We start from the raw sequence: 17,393 nt of genomic DNA, 5'->3' as shown, positions 1-17,393 counted from the left end.
CAGCGGGCCGCCGCACGGCGGCTGTTGGCGTCCGCGACCGTGACCGGCTGAAGCTGCGCCGTCCGAGGAGTGAGACGGCATTCCGGACACGGCCGACCCTCGTCAGGCCCGTGACCAGGGCGGAAACCGGGGGCCCCGGGTAGTCGCACCGTCAATTTCACGCCAAGGAAGCGTCCAAGCAGTGAGAGGAGGGTCCTGCCCGCCGCGCGCCTCTGCTTCAATGGGCCCATGGCCAGCCTCCAGCAGATCACCGCGACGGGTCGTGACGACCTCGAGCCGTTCTGGCCTTCCCGTCAGCACCACGACTTCGACCGTGTGTGTTGCCGCGCGATGAACGCGCAGGCCCTCTAAAGCCGTACACCCCGGCCTTCGGCCAGCGCGAAACGACGTACGTCCCCGGCGCGCCCGACCACGAATCGCGGCCGTCGTCCTGCCCGACGAACTCCTCGCGCGAAAGAGCTGACCTCTCATGGCGACCACTCGTTCCCTCTCCACCGCGTCCCTCGCCACCCCCGCCCCGAACGGCACCCGGCACCGGCTGCGCGCCGTAGACCGGGACGAGGTGGTCGACGTCGCGGACTTCCTGCCGCCGGGCGCCACATGGCTGCCCGCGCCGCAGCACACCCTGCCCACCCTGCCGGGCCGGCCCCCGATGGTCGGCTACCTGGTGCTGGTCCCCGCCGACCAGCAGCCCCCGTTCCTGCCGGTCGCGGTCCCGGACCAGCCGGAGACGACGGCGGCCTTGGACCCCGACCCGCTGGTGCGGATCGACGCCGTGCAGCGCACCGCCAGCGTCGACGGCCGTGAACTCGACCTCACCTACCTGGAGTTCGAGCTGCTCGCCCACCTGGTGGCGCACCCGCACCGGGTGCACACCCGCGACCAGCTGGTCACCACGGTGTGGGGCTACGGCCATGTCGGCGACGGCCGCACCGTCGACGTGCACATCGCCCGGCTGCGCCGCAAGCTGGGCGCCGAGCACCGCCAGACGATCCAGACGGTGCGCCGGGTCGGCTACAAGTACACCCCGCCGACCGGCCGCTGACCGTTCTGCCCTCGGCAGAGCCACGCGCCGGCACGGCCCCGGACCGGGCACGATCACCGGCATGAGACTTCTTGTGCTGGGCGGTACGGAGTTCGTGGGGCGGGCCGTGGTGGAGGCCGCGCTCGGGCGCGGCTGGGAGGTGACCGTCTTCCACCGCGGACGGCACCGGCCCCCGGCCGGGGTGCGGTCGCTGCACGGCGACCGCACCGCACCCGACGGCCTCGCCGCGCTCGCGGCGGACGGCGGCGGCTGGGACGCCGTGGTCGACACCTGGTCGGCCGCCCCGCGCGCCGTGCACGAGGCGGCCCGGCTGCTGCGCGGCCGGGCCGGGCGGTACGTGTACGTCTCCAGCCGGTCGGTGTACGTGTGGCCGTGGCCGCGCGGGAGCGCGGAGGACGCCCCGCTGGTCGAGGGTGCCGCCGACGCCGGGGCGACGGACTACGCCCGGGACAAGCGCGGCGGCGAACTGGCCGCCGTCGGGGCCTTCGGTACGGCGGACTCGCTGCTGGTCCGGGCCGGGCTGATCCTCGGCCCGTACGAGAACGTCGGCCGGCTGCCCTGGTGGCTGAACCGGATCGCCCGCGGCGGCCCGGTCCTGGCCCCCGGCCCGCGCGAACTGCCGCTGCAGTACGTCGATGTGCGCGACCTCGCCGACTGGCTGCTCGGCGCGGTGGAGCGCGGCCTGAGCGGGCCGTACAACCTGGTGAGCCCGCCCGGCCACACCACCATGGGCGAGCTGCTCGGGGCGTGCCTGCGGGTCACCGGCGCGGACGCGGAACTGCGCTGGACCGACCCGGAGGTGATCCTGGACGCCGGGATCGAGCCGTGGACCGAGCTGCCGGTGTGGGTGCCGCCGGGCGGCGAGATGTACGACGCGGTGCACGGCGCGGACGTGTCGCGGGCGCTCGCGACGGGGCTGGTGTGCCGGCCCGCGGCCGAGACCGTCGCGGACACCTGGCGGTGGCTGAGCGGGATCGGCGGCACCGCGCCCCAGCGTCCCGACCGGACCCGCAAGGGTCTGGACCCCGAGGTGGAGGCGAAGGTGCTGGCCCGGTCCGGGGGTGTACCTGACGCCACCCTCCAAGAGGGGCCCTCGGACGACTGACCCGGCCCCCGGCCGTGGACGACACTGACGGCATGAACACCGCCAAGAAGAGAGCCGGTTTCCGCACCCTGGCCAGGGAGACGCTGCTGGCCGCCGTGCAGGGGCTCGTGCTCGCCCTCGTGGTTCTGCCGTTCGCCGTGGCGTTCCTCGTCCTGACCCTCGTCTCCCTCGCGCTCGTCCCGCTCGGTATCGGGCTCGTCACCACTCCGGCGGTCCTCACCGGCGTACGGGCGCTGGCGGACGCCCGCAGGAAGCTCGCGCTGGAGTGGTGCGGGATCCGGATCCCGGCGGTCTACCAGCCGCTCCCCCAGGGCCTCAACCCCTGGACGCGCACGTTCGCCCTGCTCGGGGACCCTCAGGTGCGACGGGACGTGCTCTGGCTGCCGGTGGACATGACGGCGGGCTTCGTCACCGCGCTGCTGCCTGCGGTGCTGGTGTTCTTCCCGGTCGAGGGCTTCTCGCTGGCGGCCGGGCTGTGGCGGGCGTACGTGCGGGGTCCGGGCGACACCTACTGGTACGCCTTCGTGCCGGTGACCGGCCAGGCGAGCGCCTTCGGGGCCGCCGCGCTCGGCGCCGTGGTCCTCGCCGCGGGCCGGCACCTCGCCCCGCGCCTGCTGACCGCGCACTTCCGGCTCGCCCAAACCATGCTCGGCGGCGACGCGGAACTCGCCGAGCGCGTCCGGGTGCTGACCGAGACCCGGCAGGACGCGGTGGACACGTCGGCCGCCGAACTGCGCCGTATCGAACGGGACCTGCACGACGGCGCCCAGGCCCGGCTGGTCGCCATGGGCATGGACCTCGGCACCATCGAGATGCTGGTCGAACGGGACCCGGCGCAGGCGAAGAGGCTGATCGCCCAGGCCCGCCGGAACTCGGCGGAGGCCCTGGAGGAGCTGCGCGACCTGGTGCGCGGCATCCATCCGCCGGTGCTCGCCGAGCGCGGGCTCGGCGACGCCGTGCGGGCGCTGGCGCTCCGGCTGCCCCCGCCCACGGAGGTCACCGTGGAGATGCCCGGCCGCGCGGACGCGCCCGTCGAGTCGGCGGCCTACTTCGCGGTCAACGAGGTGCTCACCAACGCCGTCAAGCACTCCGGCGCCGACCGGATCTGGGTCGACGTGCACCACACCGACGGCCGGCTGCGGATCACCGTCACCGACAACGGCAAGGGCGGCGCGCTGGTCGGGGCCGGCTCGGGGCTCGCCGGGGTCGAGCGCCGGCTCGGTACATTCGACGGCGTCCTGGCCGTCAGCAGCCCCGCGGGCGGCCCCACCATGGTGACCATGGAGATTCCGTGCGTGTTGTCCTAGCCGAAGACCTCTTCCTGCTGCGCGACGGGCTGGTGCGGATGCTGGAGGCGTTCGGCTTCGAGATCGCGGCGGCCGTCGAGTCCGGACCCGAGCTCACCCGGGCCCTCGCCGAGTCGGACCCGGACGTGGCGGTGGTCGACGTACGCCTGCCGCCGACGCACACCGACGAGGGCCTGCAGTGCGCGCTCGCGGCCCGCAGGGCACGCCCCGGGCTGCCGGTGCTGGTCCTCTCCCAGCACGTGGAGCAGCTGTACGCGCGCGAGCTGCTCGCCGACGGCAACGGCGGGATCGGCTATCTGCTCAAGGACCGGGTGTTCGACGCGGAGCAGTTCGTGGACGCCGTACGACGGGTGGCGGCGGGCGGTACGGCGATGGACCCGCAGGTGATCCAGCAGCTGCTGTCCCGGCGGTCGGCGGACGACCGGCCGCTCGGCCGTCTCACCCCGCGCGAGCGGGAGGTGCTGGAGCTGATGGCGCAGGGCCGGTCCAACGCGGGTATCGCGGCGCAGCTCGTGGTGACGGAACGGGCGATCGCCAAACACACCTCCAACATCTTCACCAAACTGGGGCTTGAGGTGTCGGACGACGACAACCGGCGCGTCCTGGCGGTGCTCGCCTATCTGGACCAGGATCGCTGACCTGCCAACTCCCCTGTTTCTGCGAGGAATTTGTGAGACCGGTGAACACCTCCGGGACGGCGTCCGTATGGAAGGACGCCGCTTCACTCCTGTCGGGCGCCCCGATGCTGCCCCGCAAGGAAGTCAGAGGAGTTCCATGGGACGCAACACACGAAAACGCCGTACGCCGCTGGCCACCAAGGCCATAGCCGCATCGGCGGCCCTAGCGCTCGGTGGGGGCGGGCTGATCTGGGCGAACTTCTACGCCTCGGCGCACGAGTCGAACAACCAGACGTGGGGAGGCAACCAGACCAAGGCCGCGACCGCGCAGGTCGCGACCATCTCCTGCCCGGACGTCGGCCAGAAGCTGACGAACGTGCCGAACGCCGCTCGTCAGGGCGTGGCGACGGAGCTGGCGAACCTCGACAAGCAGATCACCGAGGCCTACAACCGGCTCGCCTCCACCCGTCAGTCGCAGACGAACGATCCGAGCTTCGTGCAGAACGCGATCGTCGCTCCCCTCAAGGAGAAGCGGGCGGCGACGATCGACCGGATCCGGATCGACATCCAGCGGGTCGGCGGTTCCTTCGACAACGCGCTGAAGCAACTCGCCGCCTGTACGACGCAGACCGCCAACCAGACGAACGCCGGTGGCCAGCAGCAGAACGGCGGCCAGCAGCAGAACGGCGGCCAGCAACAGAACGGTGGCCAGCAGCAACAGAACGGTGGTCAGCAGCAGAACGGCGGGCAGCAGCAGGGCAACGCCGGTCAGCAGCAGAACATCGGCGGGCAGGCCGGCAACGGCCCGGTCGCGGCCGACTTCGTCGACATCACCAAGGTCGCGCCGAACGTCCAGGGCAAGCCGCGCCGGTCCGGCAACGCGTCGACGGGCACGTTCACCACGCGCTGCGGTGTGAACGCCAACAAGAACTTCAACACCGACAACGTGATCGTGGCGCCCGGCGTGACCAACGGCGCGCACCACCTGCACGACTACGTCGGCAACCAGAAGGTCAACGCGTTCTCCAGCAACAACACGTTCCTGCAGGGCGGCACCAGCTGCCAGAACGGGAGCGACCTGTCGTCGTACTACTGGCCGGTGGTCCGCATCCAGGACGGCACCCAGGACTTCGACCAGAACAAGGACGGCGGCGGCAAGGAAGGCAACGTCGGCAAGATCCTGACGCCCGTACAGGCGCAGATCAAGTACGTCGGCAGCCCGGCGAGCAAGGTCGTCGCGATGCCGCAGTTCCTGCGCATCATCACCGGTGACGCCAAGACCACCACCAACGGTCTGGCGAACGCCAACGCGCACTGGAGCTGCACCGGCTTCGAGAACAAGGTGCAGCTGACTCAGCAGTACCCGATCTGCCCGCAGGGCAGCAAGGTGGTGCGCTCGTTCGCCTTCCAGAGCTGCTGGGACGGGAAGAACATCGACAGCGCCAACCACCGCACGCACGTCGCCTTCGCCGACCCGGCGAGCGGCGTCTGCCCGAACGGTTTCAAGGCGATCCCGCAGCTGACGATGCGGCTCGTCTACAACATCAACCCGCCGACCGTCCAGAACGGCCAGGTGAAGAACGCCTACGCGGTGGACGGGTTCCCGGAGCAGTTGCACAAGGCGGCCACGGACCACGACGACTTCATCAGCGTCACGAAGAACGGTCTGGCCAACAAGATCGCCAACTGCCTCAACAGCGGGCAGAACTGCGCCTGATCCCGTAACGGGCACACACCAGAAGGCCGGTGACGATTCCTCCCCGTCACCGGCCTTCGTCGTGCGCGGACCGCTTCAGCCGCTGTGCGCGTGGTGGTCGGTGCCGGTCTCCAGGTCGCCGCCGAGCGTGGTGCGCAGCGCCTTGACCACCCCGTCCTCGCCGACGGCGACCCACTTGCGGCCGACCAGGTAGTGACCGCCGTAGTCCTTCGCGTCGTTGATCCACTCGCGCTGGCCGCGGTCGGTGGCGAAGGTGGCGAGGATGAACCTCCCGTCGCCGCTCTGGCAGATGGCCTGGCGGATCTCGTCGGCGTCGGTCTGCATGTTCGGCTTGCACTTCACCTCGGCGGCCAGACGCTCCAGGCTGCCGGTCGCGGTGGGCGGCACCGCGTCCGTGTCCCCGCCCGAGCCGCAGCCCGCCAGCGCGAGCAGGGCCGCTGCGCCGAGCGTCAGTCGCGTCAACCTCATCTGTTCCTCCGGTCCTGGTGTGCCAAGCATGCCCCAGCCCCTTCGGATACGGCTCCCGCGCGCGGTGCGCTCAAATCCACTGTCCGGAGGGGCACGGGTGTGCGAAAGTGACCCGGTGAACCAGAGTTGGGAAGATCGCGTGGCCGCCGCCTGGGCGTCCTTCGACGACTATCCGGAAGAGCGCGCGCACGAGTTCCGCGCGCTGATCGACGCCCTCGTCGCCGAACTGCCGGACGGCAGTCCGCTGGGCCCCTTCGAGCGGGCCTGTGCCTGGGACTCGACCGGGCACTCGGACAAGGCGGTGCCGCTGTACCGGGAGGCGCTGGCCCTCGGCCTCGCCGACGTGAGCCGGTACAAGGCCCGGCGGACCCTGATCCAGCTGTCGAGTTCGCTGCGGAACACCGGGCAGGCGGAGGAGGGCGTCAAGCTCCTCACGCCCGAACTGGAGGCGCCCTCGGACGAGTTGGACGACGCGGTGCGGGCGTGCCTCGCGCTGTGCCTGTCCAGCCTGGGCCGCGACCGCGAGGGCCTGTCCCTCGTGCTCGGCGCGCTCGCCCCGCATCTGCCGCGCTACCAGCGGTCGATGGCGAACTACGCGCGCGCCCTGGTCGAACCGCAGGTGTGAATCCCCCGGCCGGCGGTGACCTACCGCCGGCCGGCTCGTTCTCCCGGACGTGCAGTCACAGGATGTATCCCAGCGTCACGCACCCTCCTCCGCCGGGAGCGCCGGCCCGGTCGACGTCGAGCAGGCCGAGGCCGCGCTCGTCGAGCACTACCCCCGGCTGGTCCGGCTCGCCTATCTCGTCCTGCCACCGGGCCTCGGCCGCAGCCGCCGCGTGCTGACCGCACACGCCCTCGCCCAGCGCGCCCTGCCCCGCGGCCGCAAGCAGCCGTCCGCGCTTCCGGCCCAGGCCTCGGGCCGGGAGAGCGACCCCGGGTACGCCTACCTGCGCGAGCGGGTTCTGACCGCGGCCCTGGAGGCGGCCCGCCCCCGCACGGGCCTGCCCCGCCTCACCCAGCTCCCGCCGCCGCTCCCCCAGGTGTGGGGCCTGAAGCTGTTCCCGCGTTCCGGCGGCGCCGACGAACTCGCCCTGGACCAACGGCTGTCCGCGCTGTCAGGACCGGCCCGCGCCGCCTATGTGCTGCGCGGCCTGGAGCAGCTGCCCGACCCGGACATCCGCGAGATCCTCAAGGCCGCCGGGGTGGACGACCCGGGCGGCGCGCTGGCCTCGGCGAACAGCGTGCCCGCCCAGCCCGGGCTGCTGTCCTCCCCCGAGTTCGACCCGTGCTCGCTGCAGGCCCGGCCCACCGATCTGATGCGCCGCCGCCAGCACACCAAGGCCGCCCTCGCCGCTGCCGCCGCGCTCGCGGTGTGCGGTGCGCTGGTCGCGGTGCCCGGCGGAGGCTGGGGCCCGGACGGCGCCGCCGCGCCCGTCTACGCCGGGAACCCGGCCGCCGAGGCCGCCCTCGACCCCGGCAGGCTGACCCGGGTCTCCCCCACCGCCTGGCGGACCTCGGCCCGCACCGACTTCTCGGTGTGGCCCGCGCGCGGCCCGCTCACCGGTGACAAGGCGCTGCTGCGCCGCGCCCTCGCGGTCTGGGCCCGCCCCGGGGAGCGGGTCCGTGTCTCGGCGACCCCCGGCACCCAGACCGGCGGCCCGGCCGGCCCGCCCCAGCTGCTGTACGCGGGCGAGGTCGACACCGCCCGCGTGGTGCTCCTCTACGACGGGCTGCGCATCGCGCGCTACGCCGAGCCGAAGGACGGTACCCAGGGCGCGGCCCTGGACTTCGCCCGGGCCGACGGCGCGACCGGCACGGCGGCGAGCGCGCTGGTGCTGGGCCGCTCCGACGGCAACGTCCGCTATCTGACCGCCCCGTGGGTGACGAAGGCGGCCCAGCGGGACCTGGCGAAACCGGACGCGGCCGCGGCCCCGGTCCCCCTCGCCGACGGCGTCACCGCGCCGCTGGCCAGCCCCGCCATGCAGACCGGCGCCTGCACCTCGTGGACCGCGCTCCAGCTGACCGACGCGTCCGGCACCCGGCTCGCCACCGATCTCGGCGAGCTGGTCCCGGCCCGTCTCACGGCCGGCCGGCCCGGGGCGCCCGAGGAGGCGTCCGGCGCTCAGGCGCTGCGCACCTGGGCGCCCTTCGCCTGCTCCCTGGCGGCCGAGCGCTCGGCGGGCGTGCGGAGCGTCAACGCCTGGGCCTACGCCGAGCAGCCGCTGCCCGACGGCAGCGGGTCCGGCGCGTGGGTGTGCACCCGGGCGGAGACGTGGCGCGGTGCCGGCACGGTCGCGCTGGCCCAGTTCCGCACGCCGGGCGGGGCGGCCGGGACGGCCGTCGCCAAGGCCACGGACGTGCCGGCCTGCGGGCCGCGCGATCCTCATGTGCTGGCCGGGGTGCTGTGGAAGTCGGCGGCCGGGAACTGGTACCTGCTGGCGGCGGGCAGTGCGGACACGGCCTCGATCCGGGCGACCGGCGGGGTCACCGCCTCGGGGCCGGGACCGCTGCTGGCCGTCCGGGCGAAGCAGGGTGTGCGGGCCGACCTGAAGGGCACGCTGGCGGACGGCCGGAAGATCAGCGGGCTGCGGTGAGACCTTGTTGACGTCAGCGTAAACAAGGTCCGCCGCGGGGCTTCTCAGGCGTCCTACCCATCAGTACATTGACGCCATGTCTAACACGCAGCCTCGGCCGGTGGAGTCCGAGCGCATCGCGCTCAAGGCCCGCAACGTGTCCTTCTCGTGGGAGGACACGCCGCTGCACTGGGTGCCCGGCGACCCGTTCACCACGCACACCATCAACGTGCTGCATCTGCTGCTGCCCGCCGGTGAGCGGTGGTTCGTGCACGTGTACAAGCAGGCGCTGCCGCTGATCCGGGACGACCGGCTCCGCGAGGACGTCGTCGGGTTCATCGGGCAGGAGGCCATGCACTCCCAGGCCCACGACGAGGTGCTGCCGCGCCTGCGCGAGCTGGGTCTGGACCCGACGCCGTACACCGCCCAGGTCGACTGGTTCTTCGAGAAGCTGCTCGGCGACCGCACCCTGCCGCCGGGCCGGGCGCGCCGCTGGTGGCTGCTGGAACGCATCGCGCTGATCGCGGCCATCGAGCACTACACCGCCTTCCTCGGCGACTGGGTGCTCAACGCGGCCGAGCTGGACCGGCGGGGCGCCGACCCGACCATGCTGGACCTGCTGCGCTGGCACGGCGCCGAGGAGGTCGAGCACCGGTCGGTGGCCTTCGACCTGTTCCTGCACGTCGACGGCAGCTACCGGCGCCGGGTGCGCACCTGGGCGACGGCGTTCTCGACGATGGTGTTCCTGTGGCAGCGCGGGGTCCGCTTCTTCCTGGAGAACGACCCGGTCCTCACCGACCGCAAGGCGTCCTTCCGGGACTTCCATGTGCGCGGCCGGCAGGGCACCCTGCCCGCCACCGGGGACATGCTGAAGTCCATACCGCGCTACCTGAGCCGCGCCTACCACCCCTCCCACGAGTGCTCCACCGCCCAGGCCGTGGCCTATCTGGCCGCCTCGCCCGCCGCGCTCGCCGCCGCGAAGCGGGAGGCCGCGTGATGCCGAGGCTGCGGACCGTCGCGCTCGTCGCGGGCGCCGCCCTGCTCACCCGGCGGGCGCTGCGCCGCCGCGTCCAGGCCTCACCGCTGTGGCCGCTGCCCGCCCTGGACCCGCCGCTCTCCGGCCGGCCGCGCTCACGGGCCCTGAAGCTGCTGCTCACCGCCCACGAGACGATCGCCGACGGGGTGGTACGACTCCGCCTGGAGGGAGCGGACCTGCCGCGCTGGGAGCCCGGGGCGCACCTCGACCTGGTGCTGCCGTCGGGTCTCGTACGGCAGTACTCGCTGTGCGGCGACCCGGAGGACACCTCCTCGTACACGGTGGCGACCCGGCTGGTCGAGGACGGCCGGGGCGGCTCCCGCGAGGTGCACGAGCAGCTCGCCGAGGGCATGGAGCTGGAGGTGCGCGGCCCCCGGAACCGCTTCCCGCTGGTCGACGCGCCCGCGTACGTGTTCGTCGCCGGCGGGATCGGCATCACCCCGGTCCTGCCGATGCTGCGGGCCCTGCCGGGCGGCACCGAGTGGCGGCTGCTGTACTGCGGGCGGACGCGGACGTCGATGCCGTACCTGGAGGAGGTGCGCAAACTCGCCGGAGACCGGCTGACGGTCGTCGCCGAGGACGAGGACGGACGGCCGGACCTGGGTGCCCTGTTCGCGGGGACGGCCGAGGGCACGGCCGTGTACTGCTGCGGCCCGGAGGGCCTGATGGCGGCGGTGGAGGAGGCGCTGCCCGAGGGGGCCGCGCTGCACCTGGAGCGGTTCGCGCCGCGCACCGGTCCCGGCGGCAACACGGAGTTCGAGCTGGAACTGCGCCGCAGCGGGCGGACGTTGACCGTTCCGGCCGGCTCCACGGTGCTGGCCGCCGTACGCCGTGCGCTGCCGGATGTCGCCTACTCCTGTGAGCAGGGATTCTGCGGGACCTGTCAACAGCGGGTGCTGGACGGCGAGATCGAGCACCGGGACGAGCTGCTGACGGACGCGGAACGGCGTGACTCGATGCTGATCTGCGTGTCCCGGGCCCGGAGTGATCGCTTGGTGCTCGACATGTGAACGCATGCGGCCGAATCCGATCGGTAAGGTGTTCGCATGAGTACCGGGGTTCGCCGCAGGATGGGCGTCGAGGAGCGTCGGCAGCAGCTGATCGGTGTCGCTCTCGACCTGTTCAGCCGACGCTCGCCCGACGAGGTCTCCATCGACGAGATAGCCTCGGCGGCCGGCATCTCACGCCCGCTCGTCTACCACTACTTCCCGGGCAAGCTCAGCCTGTACGAGGCCGCGCTGAAGCGTGCGTCGGAGGATCTCGCGGCCCGGTTCGCCGAGCCGCACGAGGGCCCGCTGGGGACCCGGCTGCTGCGCGTGATGCGCCGCTACTTCGACTTCGTGGACGACCACGGGCCCGGTTTCTCGGCGCTGATGCGCGGCGGCCCGGCGGTCGGCTCGTCGACGACCAACGCCCTCATCGACTCCGTACGCCAGGCCGCCTACGAGCAGATCCTCACGCATCTCGGCGTCACCGACGCACCCGCGCGCCTCGAACTGGTCATCCGCTCCTGGATCTCGCTCGCCGAGTCCACGGCACTGCTCTGGCTGGACGGCCGGCGTATCCCGCGCGCCGAGCTGGAGCTGCAGCTCGTGCACGACTTCGCCGCGCTGGCGGCGGTGAGCGCGGCCTACGACGAGGACATGGCGCTCCTGCTGCGCACGATGGTCAAGGACGAGCCGGCCGACGGCCCCTTCGCGGAGCTCGTCGGCCGGCTGATGTCCCTGGCTTCCTGACGACCGCTACCGGTCGAACTTCCGGTACGACGGATCCAGGTCGCGGATCTCGGCGGAGGCGTGCAGGGCGAACCGCTCGTCCGCCACGTGCTTGCGGAGCAGGTCCAGCACGGCCTCCGTGAGCCGCGCCTTCGTCTCGTCGCTGCGGCCGGCGAGGAGCCCGATGGTCACGTGCACGACGGCGTGCCCGTGCTCCGCCGGGTCCTCGTACCCGTACGCCGTGAGCGCGCTCGGCCGGAACTGCGTCTTGCATGCCTCCGGCTTGGCCGCCGCGATCTCGACGGTCGCCTCGTGCAGCGCCCTCGCGAAGCCCGCGCGGTCGAAGGCGGCCTCCATCGTGTGCGAGTAGTCGACGGTGATCTGCGGCATGAGCACTCCTGTTCTACGGCAACGGGCCCGACCCTACTTCGCCGCCCGGGTGAAGACCGCCACCGTCCGCGCGGGAACGGTGAACGTGCCCGAGCCGGCCGCGTAGGCGGAGGTCTTCACCACCGCGTCCGCACCGGCCGCCTGCACCGGGTGCAGCCGGTACGGCGTCCCGGCGAGGGCGCCGATCCGCTGCTCCTGCCGCTCGGGGGTGGCGTTGAGGACGACGACCAGGTCGCCGAGCCGCATCGTGATCACGCCGGGCGTCTCGTCCTTGCCGGACAGCGGGAAGGACAGCCGGTCCTGCACCTGCGCGGCCGTACCGAGCGAGAACGCCTTCTCCGCCGTACGGATCCTCAGCAGGTCCCGGTAGGCGGCCGAGGCCCCGGTGATCTGCGGGCAGCCGACCTTGACCGTGCTCAGCAGCGGCTTGGCGTAGTCCCACTTGGACCGGTTGTCGGCCGCCGGGGGCAGCCCCTGCCCGAAGCCGTTGCCGTCGGCGCAGTTCCAGTGGATGGCGTTGAACCAGTCCCCGCTGTCGAAGGAGTTGCGGTCCAGGGACTTGGAGCGCAGCAGGTCGGTGCCCGCCTGGGAGAGGGCCGGGCCCTGCGAGAGGGCGGCCGTGGCCATCGCCAGCACCTGCATCCGGGCCCGGTCGGACGCGGACGTGTCCTTCGGCAGCTTGTAGGTCAGCGCGTCGAACAGCGACTCGTTGTCGTGCGCGTCGACATAGGCGAGGGCGTCGCCGGGCGCGTCCGCGTAGCCGGCGGGGGCGCCGTTGTAGTCGACCTCGGAGCCCTTGACCCGCTTGCCGTCGGTGTCGGTGAAGGTGAAGGACTTCAGGTTGCCGGTCAGGCCGACCTTGATCAGGTCCTGGTAGTGCAGGAGGCGGGCCTTCTGCTCGGTCGGAGTCCCGTTGGCCGTCGACGTGTTCGGGTCGGTGTACAGCCCGGACGCGAAGCCCTGGACGCCGGGGTCCGAGTCGAAGGGGCCGCCGCCGCGCACGGCGTCACGGGCGCGGTCGGAGAAGGTGGCGATGCCGGTGCCGGCCATGTTGGCCTGCGTGGCCTGCACGAACCGGGCGTCGTTCGCGACCTCGCCGAAGTTCCAGCCCTCGCCGTAGAGGATGATCTTCTTCCCGTCGACGCCGTCCTTCTCCAGGGTCAGCGCGTCGAGGGCCTTCCTGACCGCCAGGATGTTGGCCTTCGGGTGGTGGCCCATGAGGTCGAAGCGGAACCCGTCGACCTTGTACTCCTTGGCCCAGGTGACGATCGAGTCCACGACCAGCTTGCCCATCATCGCGTTCTCGGGCGCGGTGTTCGAGCAGCAGGTGCTGTTGGCCACGCTGCCGTCGGCGAGGAGCCGCTGGTAGTAGCCGGGCACGACCTTGTCCAGGACGGAGGTGTCCGCCTGGCCGCTGGCGGCGGTGTGGTTGTAGACGACGTCCATGACGACCCTGAGGCCGTCCCCGTTCAGCGCCTGGACCATCTTGCGGAACTGGACCGTACGGGCGGTGCCGTCGGGGTCGGTGGCGTACGAGCCCTCCGGGACCGTGTAGTGGTACGGGTCGTAGCCCCAGTTGTAGGCGTCCTTCGCGGCGATCTTCGCCACGCACTCCTGCTGCTTGTCGGAGTCGGCCGGATAGGAGGCCAGGTCGCAGTCGGTGGTCGCCTGGTCGGCCTTCTTCTCGGGGATCGTCGCGATGTCGAAGGCCGGCAGGAGATGCACGTACGACGTGCCCGACTTCGCCAGCTCACGCAGGTGCCTGGAGCCGTCGCTGCCCTTGTCGGTGAAGGCCAGGTAGGTGCCCGGGTGCTTCGAGGTGCTGTCCCCGACGGAGAAGTCCCGGATGTGCAGCTCCTGGATCTGCGCGTCCTTCAGCGGCACGGCCTTGGGCTTGCGCAGGCCCGACCAGCCGCTCGGGGCGAGGGCCTTGTCGTTCAGGTCGACGACGAGGCTGCGCGCGGAGTTCGCGGTGAGCGCGACCGAGTAGGGGTCGGTGACCTTGTTGGTGACCATCTTGCGGACGCTGGGCGCCCACACCTTCACGACGTACCGGTAGGGCTTGCCCTTCCAGGACGCGGGACCGGTGACGGACCAGACGCCGGTGGTGGCGTTCCGGTGCATCCTCACGGCCTTGCCGTCCAGGTCGAGGTGCACCGACCGGGCCGTCGGCGCCCACACGGACAGGGTCGGCTTGCCGTCGTGGAAGACCGGGCCGAGGGCGGCCTTCGTCGCGCCGGGGTACAGGTCGTCCAGGACACCGGCGATCTGCACGCCGGTCGCGGCCAGCACCGCGCCGTTCGCGGCGCGCTGGGACGCGACCAGCTGGCCCTTGACGGCCTCGCGCACCCGGTCCCGGTCGCGCGGGTCGACGGACCAGGCGGTGTAGTCCTTCAGATGCGGGAACTTCGCCTTCTGGGCGTCGGTGAGCGTGGTCTTCGACAGCCGCAGCCAGCGCTCGTCGTCGCTGGTCAGCGACCCGTCCTTGACGGCGATGGAACCGCCCGGGGAGTACAGCAGCTGGGTGGAGACGGCGCCGTCCACGCCGTTCCAGGCGACCGTGTTCCGGTCGATCCAGATCGCCTTGGACGTGGTCAGGTCAAGGGCGGCCGCGCTGCCCGCGGGCTGCGGCAGCAGGTACTTCTCCTGGCCGTTCAACAGCCACACCTCGTGGCCGTTGGACTTGAGGTCCAGGGACTGGTCGGTGGGCAGATCCTTGTCGTCGCCCTTGTGGATGATGTAGCTGAGGCTGGTGGCACCCTCGGTGAGCGGCACCTCGAAGACCGCGCCATAGGCATCAGTCTTCACCGGCTTCAGCGGGTTCGACCAGTCGGTGGGGTCCGCGGCACCCGTCCAGACGTGCAGGCCCCAGCCGTCGTAGTTCCCGTCGGCGCGGTGGTAGTGGAGGACCGCCTTGGTCTTGTCCTGGGCCGGGTAGTCGGGCTTCTGCGTGAGGACGTCGGCCTTGCCCTGCTCGATCCAGACCTCGCCCGTCCTGGTGACGTCGATGCTCCGGTCGGCGGAGACGTCCTTGTTGCCGTCCTTGTCGATGACCAGGAAGCCGACGTTCGAGGCGCCCGGCTTGAGCTTGACGTAGGCGAAGGCGCCGTACGCGTCGCGGCCGACGAAGGGGTGGCTGTTCGGCCAGGTGGTCGACTCGCCGTCGGCGAGGTCGCCCCACGCGTACAGGCCCCACTTGTCGTAGTCGCCGTCGGTGCGCTTGTAGTGGACGATCGCGTGGTCCCGGGAGGAGGCCGTGGGGACCTCCGGCGCGGGCGGAGTACCGGTGGTGCTGCTCGCCAGGGCGCTCGCGGTGCGCCCGGCCGAGTCGATCACGACCGCCTTGTAGCGCAGGGCGGTCCCGGCGGGTACGTCCTTGCCCAGGGCCTGGGTGACCTTGTAGGGGGCGTGGTCGGCGGAGCCGAGCGTCTTCCACCTGCCGTCTCCGACCTGGGCGGCGAAGACGACCCGGTCGAGCCGGCCTCCGTCGACGTCGGCCGTGACCTCCACGGTGCCGGTGGCTCCGGTGGCCGGGGCCTTCAGGGTGACGGCCGGCTTGGTGGCGGGCTCGGCGAGGGCACCGGTGGCCTTGAGGACCACTGCGGAACCGGCCGGGACGGTGACGGTGAGCCTGCGGTCGGCGTCGGACGTCACCGCGTCGGAGGTCCCGTAGACACCCCGGTACGACATGCCCGCGGAGCCGGTCGCGAAGGTCGCGGACTTCTCGCCGTCGGCGTTGTTGAAGGCGACGACGTACTCGGCGCCCGTCCTGGCGTCCGTACGGGTGAAGGCGTAGATGCCCGCGCCGTCGGCCGCGTACCGCTCGGTCTGGACGCCGTCCGTCAGCGCCGGGTTGTTCTTCCGGAGCTTGGAGAGAGTGGCGATGTCCTTGTAGAGCGGTGCCTTCGGGTCGTACGCGGCGCTCGCGTGGGTGCGGTCGGTGCCGATCTCGTCGTCGTCCAGGTAGTCGGCGACCTTGGAGGCGAACATGGTCTGGCGGGCGTCCTTGTCGCCGCCGGAGCCGGTGAAGCCCTGCTCGTCGCCGTAGTAGACGACCGGGTTGCCGCGGCTGAGGAACATCAGCTCGTTGGCGAGCTTGTCCTTCTTGAGGACCTCGGCGTCGGTCGCCTTCGGGTTGTCCTGCTTCAGGAAGTACCCGATGCGGCCCATGTCGTGGTTGCCGAGGAAGGTGACCTGCTCGTACGCGTTGGCCTTGTCGGTCGTGTACTTGTAGTCGTCACCGAAGACGCCGGCCAGCCTGCGCGCGCTGCCGCCCTGGGAGGCGTACTGGCGTGCCGCGTCCTGGAAGGGGAAGTCGAGGGTGGCGTCGAGGCGGCCCTGGGTGACGTACGGGGACGTGATGGACGTGTCCGCCGAGTAGACCTCGCCGAACATGAAGAAGTTCTTCCGCCCCTGCCCGGCCGCGTACCGGTCCAGCGCGGTGGCCCACTGGGTCCAGAACTCCATGTTCACGTGCTTGACGGTGTCGATCCGGAAGCCGTCGACGGCGAAGTCCTTCACCCACCGCTCATAGATCTTCTCCATGCCCTGGACGACCTCGGGGCGCTCGGTCCACAGGTCGTCCAGGCCGGAGAAGTCGCCGTGGGCCGAGGACTCGCCGGCGAACGTCGAGTCGCCCCGGTTGTGGTACATCGTCGGGTCGTTGAGCCAGGCCGGGACCTTGGACCGGCTGGTGACCTTCGGGGTGTACGGGAAGGAGGCGCCGGAGACGGCCGGGAACTTCCGGGTGCCGTCCGCGTAGTCGGCGTCGTCGAACGGCCGCCCGTCCTCGGTCAGGTACGGAAAGGCGCCCTTGGACAGATAGCCGTACGACTTCTCCTCGTAGTCCACGACGTCGGCGGTGTGGTTGGTGATGACGTCGAAGAAGACCTTCATGCCCTTGGCGTGTGCCTTGGAGATGAGGGTCTTGAGGTCCTCGTTGGTGCCGAAGTGCGGGTCGACCTGGGTGAAGTCGGTGATCCAGTAGCCGTGGTAGCCGGCCGAGGCGTTGCTGCCCGTGCCCTGCACCGGGCGGTTCTTGAAGATCGGCGCCAGCCAGATGGCGGTGGTGCCGAGTCCCTTGATGTAGTCCAGCCTGCCGGTCAGGCCCTTGAGGTCGCCGCCCTGGTAGAAGCCCTTGTCGGTGGGGTCGTAGCCGGTGCTGAGGCGTGAGCCGGTGAGGCCGCCCCGGTCGTTGGACCTGTCCCCGTTGGCGAAACGGTCCGGCATGACGAAGTAGAACTGCTCGCGCGTGTCGTCGTGCCGGGCGGGCTGGGCCGCGAGGGCCGCGTCCGACGGAGGTGCGGGCGGGCTGGCTGCGTGTGCCGCCAGTGGCTGGATCAGGGCGGCGGCGAGGGCTACGGCGGTGACGGCCGCTGCCCGTCTCGCTCTCGGTATCACAGGCAGTAACTCCTTGCGAA

At 71.7% G+C, this 17,393-nt stretch carries 13 protein-coding genes; 10 read left to right on the top strand and 3 right to left on the bottom strand.

The window, feature by feature from the left end; genetic code table 11:
- Nucleotides 1-469 precede the first annotated feature (469 nt).
- The 5 genes from ABZ937_RS31025 to ABZ937_RS31005 all read left to right on the top strand — a co-directional run bounded on the left by ABZ937_RS31025 (nt 470) and on the right by ABZ937_RS31005 (nt 5,791).
- Nucleotides 470-1,045, top strand: a complete 576-nt coding sequence (locus tag ABZ937_RS31025) for a winged helix-turn-helix domain-containing protein (protein ID WP_361696658.1) — start codon at nt 470-472, stop codon at nt 1,043-1,045.
- A gap of 61 nt (nt 1,046-1,106) precedes the next feature.
- On the top strand, nt 1,107-2,150 hold the full coding sequence (locus tag ABZ937_RS31020; protein WP_361696657.1) for an SDR family oxidoreductase: 1,044 nt from the start codon (nt 1,107-1,109) through the stop codon (nt 2,148-2,150).
- A gap of 32 nt (nt 2,151-2,182) precedes the next feature.
- Entirely contained in the window at nt 2,183-3,457 is a 1,275-nt protein-coding gene (locus ABZ937_RS31015) for a sensor histidine kinase (protein WP_361696656.1), read from the top strand.
- A complete protein-coding gene (locus tag ABZ937_RS31010; protein ID WP_361696654.1) occupies nt 3,442-4,095 on the top strand; it encodes a response regulator transcription factor in 654 nt (217 codons plus the stop codon). Before ABZ937_RS31015 ends, ABZ937_RS31010 begins: the two co-directional genes overlap by 16 nt.
- A 136-nt stretch (nt 4,096-4,231) precedes the next feature.
- A complete protein-coding gene (locus ABZ937_RS31005; protein ID WP_361696653.1) occupies nt 4,232-5,791 on the top strand; it encodes a DUF1996 domain-containing protein in 1,560 nt (519 codons plus the stop codon).
- A gap of 75 nt (nt 5,792-5,866) precedes the next feature.
- Here the strand turns inward: ABZ937_RS31005 and ABZ937_RS31000 are convergent, their stop codons facing one another.
- Nucleotides 5,867-6,259 carry a hypothetical protein gene (locus ABZ937_RS31000; protein WP_361696652.1) on the bottom strand — a complete coding sequence of 131 codons (393 nt, stop codon included), beginning with the start codon at nt 6,257-6,259 and terminating at the stop codon, nt 5,867-5,869.
- 115 nt (nt 6,260-6,374) lie between these two features.
- On the opposite strand from ABZ937_RS31000, the gene ABZ937_RS30995 reads away from it, so the two are divergent.
- The 5 genes from ABZ937_RS30995 to ABZ937_RS30975 all read left to right on the top strand — a co-directional run bounded on the left by ABZ937_RS30995 (nt 6,375) and on the right by ABZ937_RS30975 (nt 11,604).
- The gene (locus ABZ937_RS30995; protein WP_361696651.1) at nt 6,375-6,884 is read left to right on the top strand and encodes a tetratricopeptide repeat protein; all 510 of its coding nucleotides are present in this window, start codon (nt 6,375-6,377) and stop codon (nt 6,882-6,884) included.
- Nucleotides 6,885-6,933: 49 nt separating this feature from the next.
- Nucleotides 6,934-8,853, top strand: coding sequence for a hypothetical protein (locus ABZ937_RS30990; protein WP_361696650.1), 1,920 nt, complete (start codon nt 6,934-6,936; stop codon nt 8,851-8,853).
- Nucleotides 8,854-8,929: 76 nt separating this feature from the next.
- Nucleotides 8,930-9,829, top strand: a complete 900-nt coding sequence (locus ABZ937_RS30985) for a metal-dependent hydrolase (protein ID WP_361696649.1) — start codon at nt 8,930-8,932, stop codon at nt 9,827-9,829.
- Nucleotides 9,829-10,878 (top strand): PDR/VanB family oxidoreductase, encoded by a 1,050-nt coding sequence (locus tag ABZ937_RS30980; RefSeq protein WP_361696648.1) that lies wholly within the window; start codon nt 9,829-9,831, stop codon nt 10,876-10,878. Before ABZ937_RS30985 ends, ABZ937_RS30980 begins: the two co-directional genes overlap by 1 nt.
- Before the next feature lie 36 nt (nt 10,879-10,914).
- Nucleotides 10,915-11,604 carry a TetR/AcrR family transcriptional regulator gene (locus ABZ937_RS30975; RefSeq protein WP_361696647.1) on the top strand — a complete coding sequence of 230 codons (690 nt, stop codon included), beginning with the start codon at nt 10,915-10,917 and terminating at the stop codon, nt 11,602-11,604.
- 6 nt (nt 11,605-11,610) lie between these two features.
- On the opposite strand, the gene ABZ937_RS30970 is transcribed toward ABZ937_RS30975, so the two are convergent.
- Together ABZ937_RS30970 and pulA are read right to left on the bottom strand one after the other, a co-directional pair.
- The gene (locus ABZ937_RS30970; protein ID WP_361696646.1) at nt 11,611-11,973 is read right to left on the bottom strand and encodes an isomerase; all 363 of its coding nucleotides are present in this window, start codon (nt 11,971-11,973) and stop codon (nt 11,611-11,613) included.
- 33 nt (nt 11,974-12,006) lie between these two features.
- Nucleotides 12,007-17,373: a pullulanase-type alpha-1,6-glucosidase gene (pulA, locus tag ABZ937_RS30965; RefSeq protein ID WP_361696645.1), complete on the bottom strand. Its 5,367-nt coding sequence runs from the start codon at nt 17,371-17,373 to the stop codon at nt 12,007-12,009.
- Nucleotides 17,374-17,393: the final 20 nt, after the last annotated feature.

Origin of the sequence: Streptomyces sp. NPDC046727, from assembly GCF_040645635.1 — a bacterium.
Classification (GTDB): Bacteria; Actinomycetota; Actinomycetes; order Streptomycetales; family Streptomycetaceae; genus Streptomyces.
The sequence above is the reverse complement of the archived record's forward strand: the minus strand, read 5'-3'. Positions and strand labels throughout refer to the sequence as shown.

Excerpts from the sequence above, each read along its gene's own strand:
- ABZ937_RS31025 (WP_361696658.1), top strand. The coding sequence starts at position 470 with ATGGCGACCACTCGTTCCCTCTCCACCGCGTCCCTCGCCACCCCCGCC.
- ABZ937_RS31020 (WP_361696657.1), top strand. The coding sequence starts at position 1,107 with ATGAGACTTCTTGTGCTGGGCGGTACGGAGTTCGTGGGGCGGGCCGTG.
- ABZ937_RS31015 (WP_361696656.1), top strand. The coding sequence starts at position 2,183 with ATGAACACCGCCAAGAAGAGAGCCGGTTTCCGCACCCTGGCCAGGGAG.
- ABZ937_RS31005 (WP_361696653.1), top strand. The coding sequence starts at position 4,232 with ATGGGACGCAACACACGAAAACGCCGTACGCCGCTGGCCACCAAGGCC.
- ABZ937_RS31000 (WP_361696652.1), bottom strand. The coding sequence starts at position 6,259 with ATGAGGTTGACGCGACTGACGCTCGGCGCAGCGGCCCTGCTCGCGCTG.
- ABZ937_RS30985 (WP_361696649.1), top strand. The coding sequence starts at position 8,930 with ATGTCTAACACGCAGCCTCGGCCGGTGGAGTCCGAGCGCATCGCGCTC.
- ABZ937_RS30980 (WP_361696648.1), top strand. The coding sequence starts at position 9,829 with ATGCCGAGGCTGCGGACCGTCGCGCTCGTCGCGGGCGCCGCCCTGCTC.
- ABZ937_RS30975 (WP_361696647.1), top strand. The coding sequence starts at position 10,915 with ATGAGTACCGGGGTTCGCCGCAGGATGGGCGTCGAGGAGCGTCGGCAG.
- ABZ937_RS30970 (WP_361696646.1), bottom strand. The coding sequence starts at position 11,973 with ATGCCGCAGATCACCGTCGACTACTCGCACACGATGGAGGCCGCCTTC.